This window comes from Pararhizobium sp. PWRC1-1 (genome assembly GCF_049897905.1).
Classification (GTDB): Bacteria; Pseudomonadota; Alphaproteobacteria; order Rhizobiales; family Rhizobiaceae; genus Pararhizobium.
This window is the reverse complement of sequence record NZ_JAFCXE010000017.1, coordinates 79,091-95,064: the sequence shown is the minus strand read 5'-3', so window position 1 is coordinate 95,064 and position 15,974 is coordinate 79,091. Positions and strand designations below refer to the sequence as shown.

Genomic DNA, 15,974 nt, shown 5'->3' with positions numbered 1-15,974 from the left:
CCTTGGACGGACGGATTCCGCCGGCATCGCAATCGCGCCTCCTGCGGGTGTTTTATGAAGGTGTACCGCCCATGACATCCACCCAGTCGCTGCTGGAGTTGCTCTCTCCCTATCCGCCAGGATGGGGAGGCGTTCTTCTCGCTGGCGCCCTTTCGACCGTTACGATTTCGCTCGGCGCCTATCTCATCGGCATGCTGATCGGGCTCGCAGGCGCACTCGGAAAACTTAGTGGCGGACGACCGGTCCTGCTCCTTCTCGATCTCTACACCACCGCAGTCCGCGCGATACCCGAGCTGATCCTGATCGTCGGGCTTTTCTACGCCGGAACCGACGGCATCAACCGGATGCTGCTGGCAGCGGGCTTGCAGCCCATCGAAATCAACGGCTTCTTCGCGGCAGTGGCCGTCCTTGGCATCGTTCAGGGCGCCTATATGACGGAAGTGCTGCGCGGCGCGATCCTCGCGATCCCGACCGGCCAAGTCGAAGCAGCCAAGGCATTTGGCATGCGCCCGTGGCTGCGGTTCCGGCGCGTCATCCTGCCGGCGCTCATGCCCAACGCCCTGCCAGGCCTCGCCAATCTCTGGATGTCAGTCACGAAGGACAGCGCCTTGATTGCCGTCGTCGGGTACCAGGAACTCGCGCTAGCGACCCGTCTCGCTGCGGGAAATACCAAGCACTATTTCCTGTTCTTTCTCGCTGCGGCCGTTCTCTATCTGGTCATCACGCTTCTTTCGAACGTGATCTTCGGATCGTTGGAAACGTATTTCCGGCGCGGCCAGCCGAAGATCGCATAGGACACACCGATGAATTTTTCATGGATCACAACTTATTGGCCCCTTCTGGCCGCCGGCGCAGTGCAGACCGTCCTACTTCTCGCCATCTCTGTCGGTTTCGGCTTCATTCTCGCCATCGGCCTCGCTTTGGCGCAGATCAGCGGTCCGCGCGGCGTCCGATGGCTAGCGCGTGGTTACTGCACCTGCCTGCGGGGAACACCGCTGCTTATCCAGCTCTGGCTTCTCTACTATGGCGTTGGTTCATTGCTGCCTTTGATCCCCGGATTGCGCGGCAGTTTCCTGTGGCCGGTGCTGCGTGAAGGGTTCTTTTTCGCGGCGCTGAGTTTCACACTGAACTATGCCGCCTATGAAGCTGAAGTGTTGCGTGGCGCGCTTCTCGCCGTTCCGAAGGGTGAACTCGAAGCAGGACGATCCGTGGGAATGTCGAACTGGCTATTACTGAAACGGATCTGGTTGCCGCGTGCGATCCGCATCGCATTGCCGACAATCGCGGGCGAAGTTGTGCTGCAGTTGAAGGCAACGCCGCTCGCCTTCACGGTGACAGTCATGGACCTCTACGCCGTCGCTTACAAGGTGAGGCAGGACACGCTGCTGGTCTACGAGCCGCTGATGGTCGTCACCGTGTTCTACGTCTTCCTGACCCTGCTTCTGACCCGTGCCTTCAAGATCGTCGAGGCACAGGTTCCGGTGCGCCGCTAAAGCTGCGCATGTTCACCGCTGCGGTCGCCGGGTCCGGGGATTTTCGGCGATTTTCCAGGCAATGGGCGGTGTTTCGTCTCGAACGGTGTCTCCAGTCTGCGCAAACAGAAAAAAACTGAAAGGTTTCCAATGTCTTCGAACGCGTCGCCAGCAGTCCCCGGACCAGTCGGTCCAATTTCGCATGCTCCCCTCGTCGAAAGCAACATGATGTTGCGCCCGGAAACGCTGGCGCTCGCAGGCGGCCTCCGCATCGATCCGACCACTAAGGCGATTGCACCCAACATCTCCATGTCGGTCAACAACCTGCTCGTTCCTGGCGACGGCGCCTTCTCTGCCGATGGCGTATCTGATCTCACGGCTCTGCCGTTTCTTTATGCCCGCTGGACCAACCCCACCGTGCGGCAGCTCGAGCAGCGATTGGCAGCGCTTGAGAGCGCCGACGACGCGCTGGCGACAGCAACCGGCGTCGCTGCGATCGCCGCAACCTTCCTGACCTTTCTAAAGAAGGGCGACCATCTCATCGTGAGCGACGTCTGCTATGCGGGCGCCAACGAGCTCGCACGCCGCATCCTGCCTGACTACGGCATCGAAGTGACGGCCGTGAACATGTCACGGCTTAGCGAGATCGCCGCTGCCTTCCGGCCCAACACCCGACTTGTACACTGCGAAAGCCCATGCAATCCGATCCTGCGATTGACTGATCTCTCAGCGGTGGCAGCGCTTGCACACGAGCATGGCGCGCTTGTCTCGGTCGATTCGACGCTGGCGACGCCGGTTGCGACGCGGCCACTCGCGCTCGGCGTCGATCTCGTCATCCATTCGCTGACGAAATTCATCAACGGCCACGGTGATGCGCTGGGTGGCGCGGTGTGCGGCCGCCAGGAACTGGTCGCGAAAATTCGCTCGCGCGCCGGAGTTTATCTCGGCGCCTCCCTGTCCGCGCAGAATGCCTGGCTTATCATGCGTGGCATCGACACGCTCTTTCCGCGGATCCGGGCAATCTCCGAAACGGCGATGCGCCTCGCCCAGTTCCTCTCGGGGCATCCGGCAATCACCTCGGTGGTTTACCCAGGACTGGATTCGCATCCGCAGCACGATCTGGCGAAGCACCAAATGGACGTTTTCGGTGGCATGATCACTTTTCAGACGGAATCCCCGCAGTCCATGGCCCTCCGGCTCGCCAACAGACTAAAGGTGGCTCACTATGCTTTCTCGCTCGGCCACCAGCGCAGCATTGTCGTCCTTCTCGATACAAGCCAGATGATGACATCAACCTACGGGCTACAAGGCGCGCAACTCGAGGACTATCGCACTTTTGCCGGCGATGGTGTTTTCCGTTTTTCAGTGGGTCTCGAGGCTGTTGATGACCTCATCGAGGATTTGGATCAGGCACTACGCTCTTGAAAGGGTCTGCCGATGGCTGTGTTCACCGACCTGTCCGACAATGACCGTGACGAGATAGCGGCGGCGTTCGGTCTGCTTCCTCTCATCTCCGTCATCGGCATTGCGGACGGAGACACGGAAACGACCTACCTGTTCCGCTCGCGCCACGGCGAGTTCATAATCACCCTGTTCGAAAGCGGAGCCGAACCTTTCGATCTGGAGCGCGCCTTCCAGACGATGGAAACCCTTTCGATGGCTGGCATCCCCTGCCCGACGACATTACGCGCCCAAAAAAATGGCGCAGCGACAATTCAAGTATCCGGAAAGCTGGTGGCAGCGGTGAGCTTTGTCGCGGGTTCGCCGCCGCGGCAACCGAATATTGCGAAATGCACCGACCTCGGCAGCACCATCGCCCGCATGCATCAGGCTTTGATGCCGTCGCGCAATCAACCCGCGTTGTCTCTCCCGAGAGGTCCCATTCACGGAGCGCTGTCACTCGATAATGTCTTTTTCGTCAGTGACGTCGTCAGCGGGATCATCAATTTCAGGCTGCGTCATGACGAAGTGCTGGTTGCGGAATTGGCAGACGTGCTCGTGGCTTGGACAATGTATCCAGACGGCTCCCTCGATGAAGATTGCGCGCAGGCGATTGTCGCCGGTTACACCTCGGTTCGCTCTCTGGAGGAGAAGGAATGGGATGCGCTCCCTGTTCTTGTGGTGTCGTCCGCCGCCCGGCTGATGGCCGGTTCCACTGCCGGCGAACAGTTTCTGGCCTTCAGCTCCCGCTGCTATACATCGGCCGCCCGCCTTTTCGCTCGTCTCACAACTATGGTTCGCACATGAAGAGAATACTCGATCGCGCCGACGAACGCATTCTCGCCGAGTTGACGCGAAACGCGCGCATACCACATGCGGAACTTGCGGAGAAGATCAACCTTTCGCGAAACGCCGTGCGCCAGCGGATCGAGCGCCTGGAGCGCGATGGGCTCATCCACGGCTACACTATCGTCGCGGGTGAAGGACGGCCGGCTCAGTCGGCGATCGCGGCAATGATTTTCGTTTACCGGCACGACCGGATGCGCGGCGGCGACGTAATCAGCGCATTGCGGCGCATTTGCGAGGTGGTGTCCTGCGATGTCATGAGCGGCGAATTCGATCTCGTCCTGCGGGTCGAAGCGGCGGAGCCCGACCGGATCAGGCTGGTCTGGCAGGAGATTTCCTCGCTTCCCGGCGTGCGGGACACCCACACCTCCTTTGCCTTGTCATCGGTTATTCGCCGCTAATATTTTCAGCTCGATTGGAGATCATCAGCAACATGAGTAGACTATGCATTCTTGATGGCGGCATGAGCCGAGAACTGCTTCGTCTCGGCGCGCAATTACGGCAACCGGAATGGTCGGCGCTGGCGCTGATCGACACGCCCGATATCGTGCGGCAGGTCCACCGCGAGTTCATCGAGGCTGGCGCGGATGTCGTTACGACGAACAGTTATGCTCTCGTTCCATTCCATATCGGAGAAGAACGCTTCCGCACCCAAGGGACTTCCCTGATTAGCCTATCTGGTAGGCTGGCCCGCGAGGCCGCGGACGCGCAGACCGATCGCAAGGTCCTTGTTGCCGGTTCATTGCCGCCAATTTTCGGATCCTACGAACCAGCACTCTTTGAACCCGCACGTGTACAGGATTATCTCGGTGTTTTCGTCAAGGCACTGGCACCCCATGTCGATGTCTGGTTGGGCGAGACGTTAAGCCTGATTGCCGAAGGGGAAGCGGTTTGCACTGCGACTGCGGGGTCTGGCAAGCCGCTCTGGGTCTCCTTCACCCTCGCCGACGCTCCGGAAGCGATTGCAAGCGAGGAGCCGAGACTGCGATCAGGCGAAACTGTAACCAGCGCCGCAACCTGGGCAGCGTCCAGGGGACTTCAGGCTCTCCTTTTCAACTGCAGCCGGCCCGAAGTGATGGCGAAGGCGGTGGCAACCACCTCAAGCGTGTTTCGCGATTGCGGCGCCGAAATCGAAATCGGTGTCTATGCCAACGCATTTGACGAGGAAACAGACGGCGGCGCCAATAAGTCACTGCATGTTACGCGTGACGATCTGACAGGGGACAGCTATTCCCGCTTTGCCTGTGATTGGGTGGCGGCCGGCGCAACACTCGTGGGCGGCTGTTGCGGCATCGGAGCTGAACACATTCACCGCGTGACTGGCGCCCTTAAGAGCCCGAGCGTGTAGAGAGCGCTGCTGTTCCCATCCATGTTTGGAAGGGCGTCCTTTGGGGTTCGGGCACTTCTGATCTCGGAAAGATTTCGTCATTAATCAAAGCGCCTATGATGATCTTCTGGGGGGATCAAGACCAGTTGATGGACGCCTCCCAGCAAGAGAAGCTAAAGGCGGCGTTTCCTAGATCTCGGTTTGAAATCTTCCCAGGGGCTGGTCATAATATGTTCTGGGAACAGCCCGAAAAGGCAGCTGAGCTAATCAACGCATTTCTGTCGCAGTGACACTCGAACAAGGTTAAGGCGACAGTGGAGAAATCCGAAGTGAAAGCGATCTCGGCGAAAAGCCGAGCTCACCAACGCTCGTGTCGTCTTGGCCGGGGCCGAACAGGAGCTTCGACCACCTCTACAAACCCCGCAGGTTCGAGGACTTATCGCGTCCGCCGAGGTCGCCGTCGTGAGCCCGAACGGACTGGGTTACAATGCCCGGCTCACCGCAATCGAGGCTGGACTGCGCGAGCAGCATCGGCAGTGGAAGGATCACCAGTCATAGCGTCAACTCGGAAACCGTCGCAGCCGACCGAACCGCTTAGGCAATTAGTTCTATCTCGCCGGGCTCGAACCACTCCTGCCGTATCATCGCGTCGCGTGCCAGCGTCGGATCCACAGTGTAGTAAACAACGGCGGGGCTTTGCTCGGCGCAGCTGCAGGTCACATAAAACAGTCGCCGCGTCCGATCGATGGTCGTCTCCTTCCCCGCCGCTTCATTCTCGAGATCCGTCTTGCTCTTGGCCTTCGTCTCGAAAAGCTTGTCGTAGGCGAACATGAAGCCACGCGCTTCATCATCACTGACGACAACCATTAGCGTCCCTTTGCCGGAAGTTCATGATTCACAGTCAAGGTGATCGGGGCGGATGCTGTATTGGCTTTATACCGCAGCGTGCGGCGCTCGGATGGCGCGACACCTGACAGAACAACTCTCCGAAGTTCGATTTGGAAGCTTACTGACGGAGGAGGGAGGATGTTTTATCAGGGGACCATTGTTCCTGCCCACTAAGATTGGGCTTTTTGCGACACAGGTAGAAAACATGGCTGTTCCTACAAACAAAGATGAATTGCTTAAAGCGATAGATTCAAACTTCGATCGGCTAATTATTGAGCTGCGCGGCGTCCCGTTGTCGGTGGTTGATGAACGCAGTTTGGAGGGACATGCGATGGGAACGCAGATGAGCGTTGCCAATCTCGCCGCCTATCTGGTCGGGTGGAACGAGCTGGTGCTAAAATGGCTCAACCGGGACGCGGCAGGCGAGCCGGTCGATTTTCCCGAAGCCGGCTTCAAGTGGAACGAGTTGGGCCGCCTCGCTCAGAAGTTCTATCGCGACTATGAGAGCGTTCCCTATCCCCAACTTATTGAGCGCCTGGCGGCGGCGAAGGGCCAGATTGTGTCGTTGATAAAGGACCACAGCAACGAAGACCTCTATAGCCGCTCTTGGTATGCGAAATGGACGATGGGCCGCATGATTCAGTTAAACACGGCATCGCCTTACGCCAATGCACGCGGGCGGTTGCGTAAGTGGCTGAAAACGAAAAGTCTGTTGCAGAAATCCTAAATTCTGATGCATCAAGCCTCAGCGTGGGTGTCGCCATTGTCAGCTGATGCTGCTTTTTCTTCTTCGTCTTTTCCACCGAGGGTGCCGGCGTGTTCACATCATCGTCGTCATCATGATCTTCGCCGGGCCGAACTTCATCCATTCGGTGCTTGATCGCCAACGCGTAAATCTCTGTCAGATGCTGGTTCATGGCTTGGGTATCGCACCATGGCATGACGAGAGCTGCGGCCTTGCCGTGTTTGGGGCAGATGGCACCGAAGATATAGGCCGAGCGGGTGCGCTGGTCGTGCGGTGCGGATGGCCTTGATCCGCGCTTGGCCCAGCGGCGAGTGATCTTGTTCTTCTGGCCGATGCGCGCCTCGTCCTTACATGAGGGTTCGTGAGTCAACGTCATCCTGTCACATCTTTTCCCCTTTCAATTCCGGAAAATCACTGCGAGTTTGGGGCGGCGCTGTGCGGCAGCCTTTGCTGCGTAACCTTACATGCGGTCGGACTCAGCGTGGAACCCCTGACCATAATGCCTCATGCACGAGGCAAAGCCCCAATGAGCACGACCCACCTGAAACGCGGTCTCGATTGACCATTGAGGAAGACGGTCGTGCTCCTCGCACAGCCAGCAAATACTGGCTGTGATTTCTACGCTGCTCGGAAAACGGCTCCAGCCGGGATTTCTCTTTTCGGTATAGCGCCAGAGTGCGATCAAAAGTTTGCGTGCCATCGCGACGATTGCAATACGTCGGACCCGCCCTTTCAATTCGCCAACTCTCCTATGAAACCAGGAAGAGAGGTCGCTTTTGGGCTGATATCGCAGCCAAAGCCATGCCGCTTGGACCAATGTTTTGCGGGCTCGAGCATTGCCTGCCCGACCGATGCGTCGGTCCTTATCAACATTGCCACTTTGATGCGGCATCGGCGCAAGGCCGACATAACTTGCCAACTGTTTTCGATTTCCAAATTGACGGTAAAAGACCTCGCGCGCCAGCACCGCGGCGAAGTTGTCACCAACGCCATAAATCTCGCTGAGAGCGGTGACCTTCGTGGTGATCGCGTCACCTGATGTGGCAGTCAGATGTTCATCGCGCTCGGTATCCAGCTCGCTGATCAGTTCTCGGACAAGGACCAGGCGGCGACGCAATCGGTTCAACTCCGATGCAAGATGTTGGGGAAGCTTGCGTCCGTCGCCGGTCTCAAGGAGCGCCATGTCTCGCTCCCAGCTGCGCAGTGATGGCCGCGAGCGGATACCTTGGGTGACAAGGAGAGCAGATATGCGATTTTCGATCCGCGTTCGCTCCTGCACAAGATACTCTCGCTCCCTGTGTACCCGTTTGCCATCCTCCTCATCGGGAGTGGGCACCTGGCATATCTGGGTGTCTCCGCCGATAGGACAACGACGACGGATGCCAAGGGTCCGAAGGATTCTTCCTGATAGACACGCATGGCGGGCGTGACGCCACTCAAGACCGTTGGGGCAAAACATGGGCCGTCGGCCTTGCCTCCCGCAAGCAACTGGACACCGGAGGCGACGGCATCCTCGACCAGTTCCGCCAACCGTTTGACCGCAGTCCCGTTAATGACGGGACCAAGCACGTTTCGTCGATTAAGGCTCGGCACGCGTGTTGGAGGTCCTACTTATGCCAGCGTGTAGGCCGTCTTCACCACGGTGAAGAATTCGGCCGCATATTTGCCCTGCTCGCGCGAGCCGAAGGAGGACGCCTTGCGGCCACCAAACGGCACGTGGAAATCGACACCGGCGGTCGGCAGGTTGACCATCACCATGCCGGCTTCCGAGTTGCGCTTGAAATGCGTCGCGTGCTTGAGGCTGGTCGTGGCGATCCCGGCCGAAAGACCGAACGGCGTGTCGTTGGCAACGCTGAGCGCTTCCTCGTAATCCTTGACCCGGATGACCGAGGCGACCGGACCGAAAATTTCTTCACGGCTGATGCGCATCTGGTTGGTGGCTTCGGTAAACAGCGTCGGCTGCAGGTAGAAGCCCGGATTGTCGCGGGTGATCGTCTCGCCGCCGAAGGCTAGCTTGGCGCCCTCCTGCTTGCCGATGGCAATGTAATCCGTGTCGGTGGCAAGCTGGCGTTCATCGACGACGGGGCCGATATGGGTGCCGGCCTTCAGCGCATCATCGACCACCAGGCCTTTAAGCTTTTCGGTCAGCGCAACGACGAACTTGTCGTGAATGCCTTCGGCGACGATCAGGCGCGACGATGCCGTGCAGCGCTGGCCGGTCGAGAAGAAGCCGGAGTTTGCAGCCGCCTCTACAGCAACGGTGAGGTCGGCATCATCCAGCACGACCATCGGGTTCTTGCCGCCCATTTCCAGCTGAAACTTGCGGTTATGCTCGATGGAGGCGGCAGCGACGCGCTTGCCTGTGCCGGTCGAGCCGGTAAAGGTGATGCCTGCGAGATCCGGGCTGTCGAGCATCGCTTGTCCGACGACCGAGCCCTTGCCCATGACGAGGTTAAGCACGCCCTTCGGCAGGCCGGCGCGGTGCAGGATGTCGGCGATCGCCCACGAGCAACCCGGCACCAGTTCGGCCGGCTTGAATACAATGGTGTTGCCGTAGCAGAGGGCCGGCGCAATCTTCCAGGCCGGAATGGCGATCGGGAAATTCCACGGCGTGATGATGCCGATGACGCCGATCGGCTCGCGGGTGATCTCGACGCCGATGTTCGGGCGAACCGACGGCAGGACTTCGCCAGCCAGGCGCAGCGCTTCGCCTGCGAAGAAATCAAAGATCTGGGCGGCGCGGATGGTTTCGCCGATCGCTTCCGGCAGCGTCTTGCCTTCCTCGCGGGCAAGCAGGTTGCCGAGCTCTTCCTTGCGGGCGAGGATTTCGTCAGCAGTCTTTTTCAGGATCGCATGACGCTCCAGAATGCCGGAGCGCGACCAGGCCGGAAACGCTGCTTTTGCCGCGGCAATCGCGGTCTTTGCGTCGTCAGCGCTGGCGCTGGCATAAAGACCGACGATCTCGTTGGTGTTCGACGGATTGATGTTCTCGATACCGTTGCTGCCGACCCAGTCGCCGGCGATCAGATTGTGATGAAGTGTCATAGGGCTCTCCTCCGTTCGATCGATGAAAGGGCCGCCTCTCAAAAGTAGGCGGCCCTTGAAAGTGTTACTGGCGCTTATGCTTTCCAATGAGGGCTTCCATCATACCCATTTCTTCGCCCGAAAGATCTTTAAGTGGGGCACGAACTGGGCCAGCATCGAAGCCCTGCAGCCTAACGCCTGCCTTGACGGCCGAGACCGCATAACCCTTGCTCCGGTTGCGGATTGCCATGAACGGGTAGAAGAAATCATTCAGATAGGCTTCGCACTTAGCCCGATCGCCCGCTCGCAATGCCTTATAGAAATCGATAGCAAGAGCCGGAACGAAATTGAAGACTGCCGATGAATATGTCGTAAAGCCGGCGCCCATATAGGCCTCTGCGAATAGTTCTGCAGTCGGCATACCACCGAGGTAGGTCAGACGGTCGCCCATCTTTGCAGTGACCTGGCGAACGAGCGCGATGTCACCTGTTCCATCCTTGAAACCAACCAGGTTCGGGCACGCATCACAGAGTCGGGCCAGGGTATCGGCCTGCAGCACCGAATTATCGCGATTGTAGACCATGACGCCCATGCCCGTGGCATCGCAGACTGCTTTGATATGCTGGTACAGCCCTTCCTGTGGCGCGTCGATCAGGTAATGCGGCAATAGCAGGATGCCGTCTGCCCCAGCCTTTTCGACTGACCGAGCGATAGAGACCGCAATTTCTGTGCCGTATCCACAGCCCGAAACGATGGGAGTGGTGCCGGCAGCCTCTTTCGCTACTCTAACAATTTCGGGGATTTCATCAGGCGTGAGCGAGAAGAACTCGCCCGTTCCACCCGCGGCAAATAGCGTTGCGGCTCCGAAACCCGACAGCCAGTTGACATGTTCGCCATAGCTGTCAGCCTTAAACTTTCCATCTGCGCCAAAGTGGGTAACTGGAAACGAAAGGAGCCCAGCTCCCAACGCATGCTTCAAGTCTTCGGTCTTCATGGATTACCTCCTGTGGGGGGAAGCGCACTCGAGCGCCGCCGGGTTGGTGATTGAGTGATGGGAGACGCCGTTCAGCCTTCTAGAGACTGAACCATGGCGGCCAGCCGGTCGCAGGCAGTGTCGAGTTCCCGGTCAGATGCCGCTATTGAAAAGCGGATGAAGCCGGGCGCGCCGAATGCGGCACCTGGCACGCTCGATAGGCCGAAACCATTCAGCAGATGGGCGGCAAAGGCTGAATCGTCGGCAAGCACCTCACCTGCCGCGGTCTTTTTGCCAAGCAGCCGCTGAATACCAATGAATGCATAAAAGGCTCCATCCGGTGGCGTGAAATCCACGTCCTGGATCTGCCCCAAACGTTCGGCGACGATGTTGGCCCGGCTGGCAAATATCGCCGCCCCGTCCCCGACGAACGCCTGGTCGCCCGTCAACGCCGCAAGGGCTGCCGCCTGCGCGATGGTTGAGACCGATGTGACGCTCTGCGATTGCATCTTGCTGAGCGCTGCGATCAATGCCGCGGGGCCTGCGGCATAACCGACGCGCCATCCGGTCATCGCATAAGCTTTGGAGACGCCGTTGACGATGAGGGTGCGGTTGCGCAACCCCGGGCAGGCCTTCGCGAAGGATACAAAAGGCACGTCTTTCAGCAGCACATGTTCATAGATCTCGTCTGAAACCACCAAGACGCGTGGATGGCGGGCCAGAACCTCGCCCAACGCACAGTATTCTTCCTGCGAATAAATGGCACCGGTGGGATTGGACGGAGAATTTAGCATCAGCCAGCGTGTTCTTGGTGTGATCGACGCCTCAAGCTTTGCAGGATCGATCTTGAAACCGACCTCTGGGCTGCAGAACACATAGACCGATTCACCGCCATGCAGCGATACGATATCGCCATAGGAAACCCAGCAGGGCGTCGGGATGATCACCTCGTCCCCCCGCTCCAGTGTGGCAAGAAACACGTCGAACAAGATCTGTTTGGCGCCATTGGCTACCATCACCTCGTCGACAGAGTAATCGAGCTGGTTTTCGCGCTTGAATTTGGCCACGATCGCCTGGCGCAGGCTTTTCGTGCCGGCCGCAGCACCATACCGGACGCCACCCTTGCGGATCGCTGCTACAGCAGCGTCCGCGACATGTGCGGGAGGCTCGAAATCCGGCTCGCCAAGCGACAGGTCAATGATGTCGCGGCCTTCTGCGGCTAATTTCTTTGCTGCCATGGCGATCGCCATGCTCGGCGACGACTTGATACCAGCCGCACGTTTGTTTTCGAAACTCATGTCCAAATTCCCGAAAAACTTTGGTGGTGACCGGCCGATTTCTCCACCGGTCACAAGCGGATTAGCTATTCGACACGTAGTCGAAATCCCGGTCGCGTTGCGCAGCTATCGGATCGCGGTTGTCGGGCGCACCGTATCCGCCGCCACCCGGAAGCTGCAGGATCAATCTGCGGCCCGCGGGCACGTGCTGGCGCCCTTTGGTGGCGAGGATCGTCCCGTCATCGAGCAACACGGCACCCGCTGCGCCATTGGCTCCGCCCTCGCGTCCACGGGGTGGATGATCGACGCGGTCGAACATGGCGTTAAAATGCATCTCGTGACCGTCTGTTGGTGAGATCTCCACGACCTGGCCGAGACCACCACGGAACTTGCCCGCACCACCGGAACCGTCACGCAGTTCCTTGCGCCAGAAAATCACCGGGCCCACATGCTCGGTCGCCTCGATCGACATGGAATGCACGCCGCTCGGAAACGCCGTGGCGCTGAGACCATCGAGCGTGGAGCGTGCGCCGGCGCCACCGCTGTTGAACAGCAGCACTTCGGCACGCTGGCCGCCATCGGCCGGAGCCTTTTCACCCTGTAGCGGGCGAACGCTGACATGCAGGTTCCACAGCGCACCCGCACCTTCCGCTGGCACCTTTCCGGGGAGCATCTTGTGCACGGCGCCGAGCACCGCGTCGGGGACAAGGTGTCCAAGCACGTGCCGAACGGAAACCGGCGCCGGGTGCTGAGCATTGAGGATGCAGTTTTTGGGGGCCGTCACGCGAAACGGCAGCAGCGAAGCGTGGTTGTTGGGAATCTCCGGCGCGATAGAGCATTTCATGCCATAGCAGGCATAGGCTGCCGAATAGATGACCGGGCAATTGATGCCCTTGGGGCTCGGTGGCGATGTACCCTCGAAATCGGCAAGGATGTAGTCTTCCGCCACATCGAGGCGTACCGCGATATCGATCGGAGAGCCATAACCGTCGACGCGCATCGTATTGGAATAGGAACCCTTCGGCAGGGCGGCAATGCGCTCGATCGTAGCGTCGTAGCTGCGCTTGAAGATGAATTCGCCGAGCGTTTCCAGATCGGCCAGCTCGAACTCTTCCATCATGTCCATTAGGCGGCGGTGGCCGATCTCGTTGCAGGCCGCCAGCGAATAGACGTCGCCGACCACCTGATGGCTTTCACGCACGTTGTTGTGCAGGATATTGACGAGATCCTTGTTGACCTTGCCGCGTTCGGCAAACTTCATGATCGGAACGAAGATGCCCTCTTCATAGACCTCATTCGCGTCCGGGCCAAAACCGCGGCCACCGACATCCACCACATGGGCCGTGCAGGCGAAATAGCCGACCAGCGCGCCATTTCGGAAGCTGGGCGAGACGACGGTGAAGTCGTGCAGGTGGCCGGTTCCCTTCCACGGATCGTTGGTGATGTAAACATCGCCCTCAAAGATATTTTCAGGGCCGATGTCGCGGATGAAATGGCCGACGGCTTCAGCCATGGCGTTGACGTGACCCGGGGTGCCGGTTACCGCTTGAGCTATCATTTTGCCACCGCGATTGAAGACACCGGCGGAAAGATCCCCTGATTCACGCACACTGGTGGAGAAGGCGGTGCGGATGAGGGTGACGGCCTGTTCTTCGACAACGGAGATCAGCCGGTTCCACATGATCTGCATGTGGACGTCGGAAAGTGCACTGGTTTTCATGTCAAATCCTCCGTTCAAGCGCTCTGCTTGACGCGTATGAGCAGGCAGCCATCGGCCTGCATGATGACTTCTCGGCTTGCGGTGATGATCGTTGAGGTTTCGCGTTCGGTAATGACTGCGGGGCCGGCGACGAAATCGCCCGGCTTCATGTCGGCGCGTGCAACGATCGAGGCCGTCTGGAAACTGCCTTCCTGAACATCGAAAATTTCGCGGGTGCCGCGGACTTTTGCTTCGTCCACCTTCTCGGTCTTGCCAATCCTATCTGGGGGCGAGACTTTCGAGGTGGCGCGCAGCGACCAACTAACGATCTCGACATCGAGACCTTCAATAACGCGGCCGAAGAAATGTTCGTATTGTTCGTCGAACAGCTTACGGAACAGCTCGCCGTCGGCATCTGCGTAATCGCGCACTTCGATGGTGACCGGCACTTCCCATCCCTGGCCGACGTATCGCATGTAGGCCGTGCATTCGAGATCCGGATCGGCCTCGGGCGAACCGGAGCGCACGAAGGATATGGCCTCGGCGCTGAGGTCGGCGATCGTTTGATTGATCACAGCCGCATCGAACCGGCTGATGCGGCTGTAGGCGCTGCGCACACTCTCGAACCCAAAGGGAGCACGCAAGAAGCCGATGGCCGAGCCAACACCCGCACCCGGCGGGATCAGCAGTTCGGACATACCGAGCTTTTCGCACAGACGCGCGGCGTGGATCGGTGCTGCGCCGCCGAAGGCGATCATGGTAAACTCGGAAAGCTCTTTACCGTTCTCCACCGCGTGCATGCGCGCCGCATTGCTCATGTTTTCATCAACCACTTCGCTAAGCCCGAAAGCGGCCGTTGCAACATCGGTTTTGAGTTTCGAGGCGATGTCGGCATCCAGAGCTCTGTCAGAGGCAGGGCGGTCGAGTTTCATCGCACCGCCTGCGAATTCGTCGGGATCGAGGCGGCCGAGGATTAGGTCGGCATCGGTGACGGTGGGATGTGCGCCGCCGCGGCCGTAGCAAGCCGGTCCCGGTTCGGAGCCGGCACTATGCGGGCCGACTCGGATCTGGCGCATGCTGTCGATGGTGGCGATCGAGCCGCCACCGGCGCCGATCTCGACCATTTCGATGACCGGAATAGAAATCGGCATGCCGCTGCCCTTCTTGAAGCGCCAGGTGCGGGCCACTTCGAAGGTCTTGGAGGTCTTCGGCGTCTGTTTTTCGATCAAGCAGATCTTTGCAGTCGTGCCGCCCATATCATAAGAAAGCACCCGATCGAGGCCGTAGCTGCTGGCGATGTGAGCGGCGAAGATCGCACCACCGGCCGGGCCGGATTCGAGCAGGCGCACAGGAAATTCGATGGCGCTCTCGACGCTGATAATGCCCCCGCCCGAGTGGATCATGAAGACCGGGCAACGGGTTCCTTCCTCGGTGAGACGACCGACGAGACGGTTGAGGTAGGATGCCATCAGCGGCTTGACGAAAGCGTTGGCGCAGACAGTGTTGAAGCGCTGGAATTCCCGCATCTGCGGCGACACTTCCGACGAGATTGAGACGGAAATGCCGGCTTTCTTGGCCAGCAGCCGATCGCGAACGACCTTTTCGTGCGCACCATTGAGATAGGAATGGATGAAGCCGATGGCGACGCTGTCGTAGCCTGCGGCGATGATGCTGTCGCACAGTGCGTCGACTTCGGCGAGATCAAGCGCCTTTAGCACCGAGCCGTCCGCACCAATACGCTCGTCGATAACGAAGCGTTCGTTGCGCGGCACCAGCGGCGCCGGCAGCACAATATCGAGGTCATACTGTTCGAAGCGGCTTTCCGTGCGCATCTCGATGACGTCGCGAAAGCCCTTGGTGGTGATGAAGGCGGTGCGCGCTCCGCGCCGCTCGATCAGCGCATTGGTTGCAAGCGTGGTCCCGTGAATGATCGTGTCAATCTGCGAAAGCTCGACAGCGGCGATCTCCGCCACCTCGTGGATGCCCTTGACGATTGCGTTTTCGGGATAGGAGTAATCAGTTAGCACCTTCACCGAATGGAGTGTGCTGCCGACCTCCATCGCAACGTCAGTGAAGGTGCCACCGATATCGACTCCGACCCTGATCTGCTTGCCATCTTTCATCATTTTCTCGTCCATGCTCCCTAAGCGAGCTTTTGTTGCGCTTGCCCGATAACCCGATTTTCGGCGTGCAGCAGACCGTCCCCGCCCGCACAGACAGGCGGGGGCCAAAAGCTCTTCAATTGTTGATTTCTCAAGCTCTGCGCGGCGGCTGTAACGGCCG

Annotated in this window: 13 protein-coding genes and 4 pseudogenes; 8 read left to right on the top strand and 9 right to left on the bottom strand. The window is 59.2% G+C overall.

The window, feature by feature from the left end:
* The first annotated feature begins 71 nt into the window (after window positions 1–71).
* The 7 genes and pseudogenes from ACP7E0_RS23760 to ACP7E0_RS23730 form a co-directional block, all read left to right on the top strand.
* A complete protein-coding gene (locus tag ACP7E0_RS23760) occupies window positions 72–794 on the top strand; it encodes an ABC transporter permease (protein ID WP_426128373.1) in 723 nt (240 codons plus the stop codon).
* 9 nt (window positions 795–803) lie between these two features.
* On the top strand, window positions 804–1,493 hold the full coding sequence (locus ACP7E0_RS23755; protein WP_426128371.1) for an ABC transporter permease: 690 nt from the start codon (window positions 804–806) through the stop codon (window positions 1,491–1,493).
* Between the two features lie 204 nt (window positions 1,494–1,697).
* Window positions 1,698–2,897: a trans-sulfuration enzyme family protein gene (locus tag ACP7E0_RS23750; protein WP_426128369.1), complete on the top strand. Its 1,200-nt coding sequence runs from the start codon at window positions 1,698–1,700 to the stop codon at window positions 2,895–2,897.
* A 12-nt stretch (window positions 2,898–2,909) separates the two neighbouring features.
* On the top strand, window positions 2,910–3,719 hold the full coding sequence (locus ACP7E0_RS23745; RefSeq protein ID WP_426128368.1) for a phosphotransferase: 810 nt from the start codon (window positions 2,910–2,912) through the stop codon (window positions 3,717–3,719).
* Window positions 3,716–4,159 carry an Lrp/AsnC family transcriptional regulator gene (locus tag ACP7E0_RS23740; protein ID WP_426128366.1) on the top strand — a complete coding sequence of 148 codons (444 nt, stop codon included), beginning with the start codon at window positions 3,716–3,718 and terminating at the stop codon, window positions 4,157–4,159. Before ACP7E0_RS23745 ends, ACP7E0_RS23740 begins: the two co-directional genes overlap by 4 nt.
* 32 nt (window positions 4,160–4,191) lie before the next feature.
* Window positions 4,192–5,106, top strand: a complete 915-nt coding sequence (locus ACP7E0_RS23735) for a homocysteine S-methyltransferase family protein (RefSeq protein ID WP_426128364.1) — start codon at window positions 4,192–4,194, stop codon at window positions 5,104–5,106.
* Window positions 5,091–5,375 (top strand): annotated as a pseudogene (locus ACP7E0_RS23730) (alpha/beta fold hydrolase); the annotation flags it as partial. The gene ACP7E0_RS23735 and the pseudogene ACP7E0_RS23730, both read left to right, overlap by 16 nt.
* A 304-nt stretch (window positions 5,376–5,679) precedes the next feature.
* Here ACP7E0_RS23730 and ACP7E0_RS23725 read toward each other — a convergent pair.
* Complete coding sequence (locus ACP7E0_RS23725) at window positions 5,680–5,952, bottom strand: hypothetical protein (RefSeq protein WP_426128362.1); 273 nt, start codon at window positions 5,950–5,952, stop codon at window positions 5,680–5,682.
* 226 nt (window positions 5,953–6,178) lie between these two features.
* On the opposite strand from ACP7E0_RS23725, the gene ACP7E0_RS23720 reads away from it, so the two are divergent.
* The gene (locus tag ACP7E0_RS23720; RefSeq protein ID WP_426128447.1) at window positions 6,179–6,700 is read left to right on the top strand and encodes a ClbS/DfsB family four-helix bundle protein; all 522 of its coding nucleotides are present in this window, start codon (window positions 6,179–6,181) and stop codon (window positions 6,698–6,700) included.
* A 166-nt stretch (window positions 6,701–6,866) separates the two neighbouring features.
* On the opposite strand, the pseudogene ACP7E0_RS23715 reads toward ACP7E0_RS23720, so the two are convergent.
* From ACP7E0_RS23715 to ACP7E0_RS23680, 8 genes and pseudogenes are all read right to left on the bottom strand, one after another.
* Window positions 6,867–7,064 (bottom strand): annotated as a pseudogene (locus ACP7E0_RS23715) (IS630 family transposase); the annotation flags it as partial.
* 312 nt (window positions 7,065–7,376) lie between these two features.
* Window positions 7,377–8,081, bottom strand: a pseudogene (locus ACP7E0_RS23710) (IS110 family transposase); the annotation flags it as partial.
* A gap of 14 nt (window positions 8,082–8,095) precedes the next feature.
* A pseudogene (locus tag ACP7E0_RS23705) lies at window positions 8,096–8,311 on the bottom strand (aldehyde dehydrogenase family protein); the annotation flags it as partial.
* 18 nt (window positions 8,312–8,329) lie between these two features.
* Window positions 8,330–9,763, bottom strand: coding sequence for an aldehyde dehydrogenase family protein (locus ACP7E0_RS23700; RefSeq protein WP_426128360.1), 1,434 nt, complete (start codon window positions 9,761–9,763; stop codon window positions 8,330–8,332).
* A gap of 64 nt (window positions 9,764–9,827) precedes the next feature.
* Window positions 9,828–10,736 (bottom strand): 5-dehydro-4-deoxyglucarate dehydratase, encoded by a 909-nt coding sequence (kdgD, locus tag ACP7E0_RS23695; protein ID WP_426128358.1) that lies wholly within the window; start codon window positions 10,734–10,736, stop codon window positions 9,828–9,830.
* A 71-nt stretch (window positions 10,737–10,807) separates the two neighbouring features.
* Window positions 10,808–12,013 (bottom strand): pyridoxal phosphate-dependent aminotransferase, encoded by a 1,206-nt coding sequence (locus tag ACP7E0_RS23690; protein WP_426128356.1) that lies wholly within the window; start codon window positions 12,011–12,013, stop codon window positions 10,808–10,810.
* A 61-nt stretch (window positions 12,014–12,074) separates the two neighbouring features.
* Window positions 12,075–13,712, bottom strand: a complete 1,638-nt coding sequence (locus ACP7E0_RS23685) for a hydantoinase B/oxoprolinase family protein (RefSeq protein WP_426128354.1) — start codon at window positions 13,710–13,712, stop codon at window positions 12,075–12,077.
* A 14-nt stretch (window positions 13,713–13,726) separates the two neighbouring features.
* Window positions 13,727–15,817, bottom strand: a complete 2,091-nt coding sequence (locus ACP7E0_RS23680; RefSeq protein ID WP_426128352.1) for a hydantoinase/oxoprolinase family protein — start codon at window positions 15,815–15,817, stop codon at window positions 13,727–13,729.
* Between the last annotated feature and the right edge of the window lie 157 nt (window positions 15,818–15,974).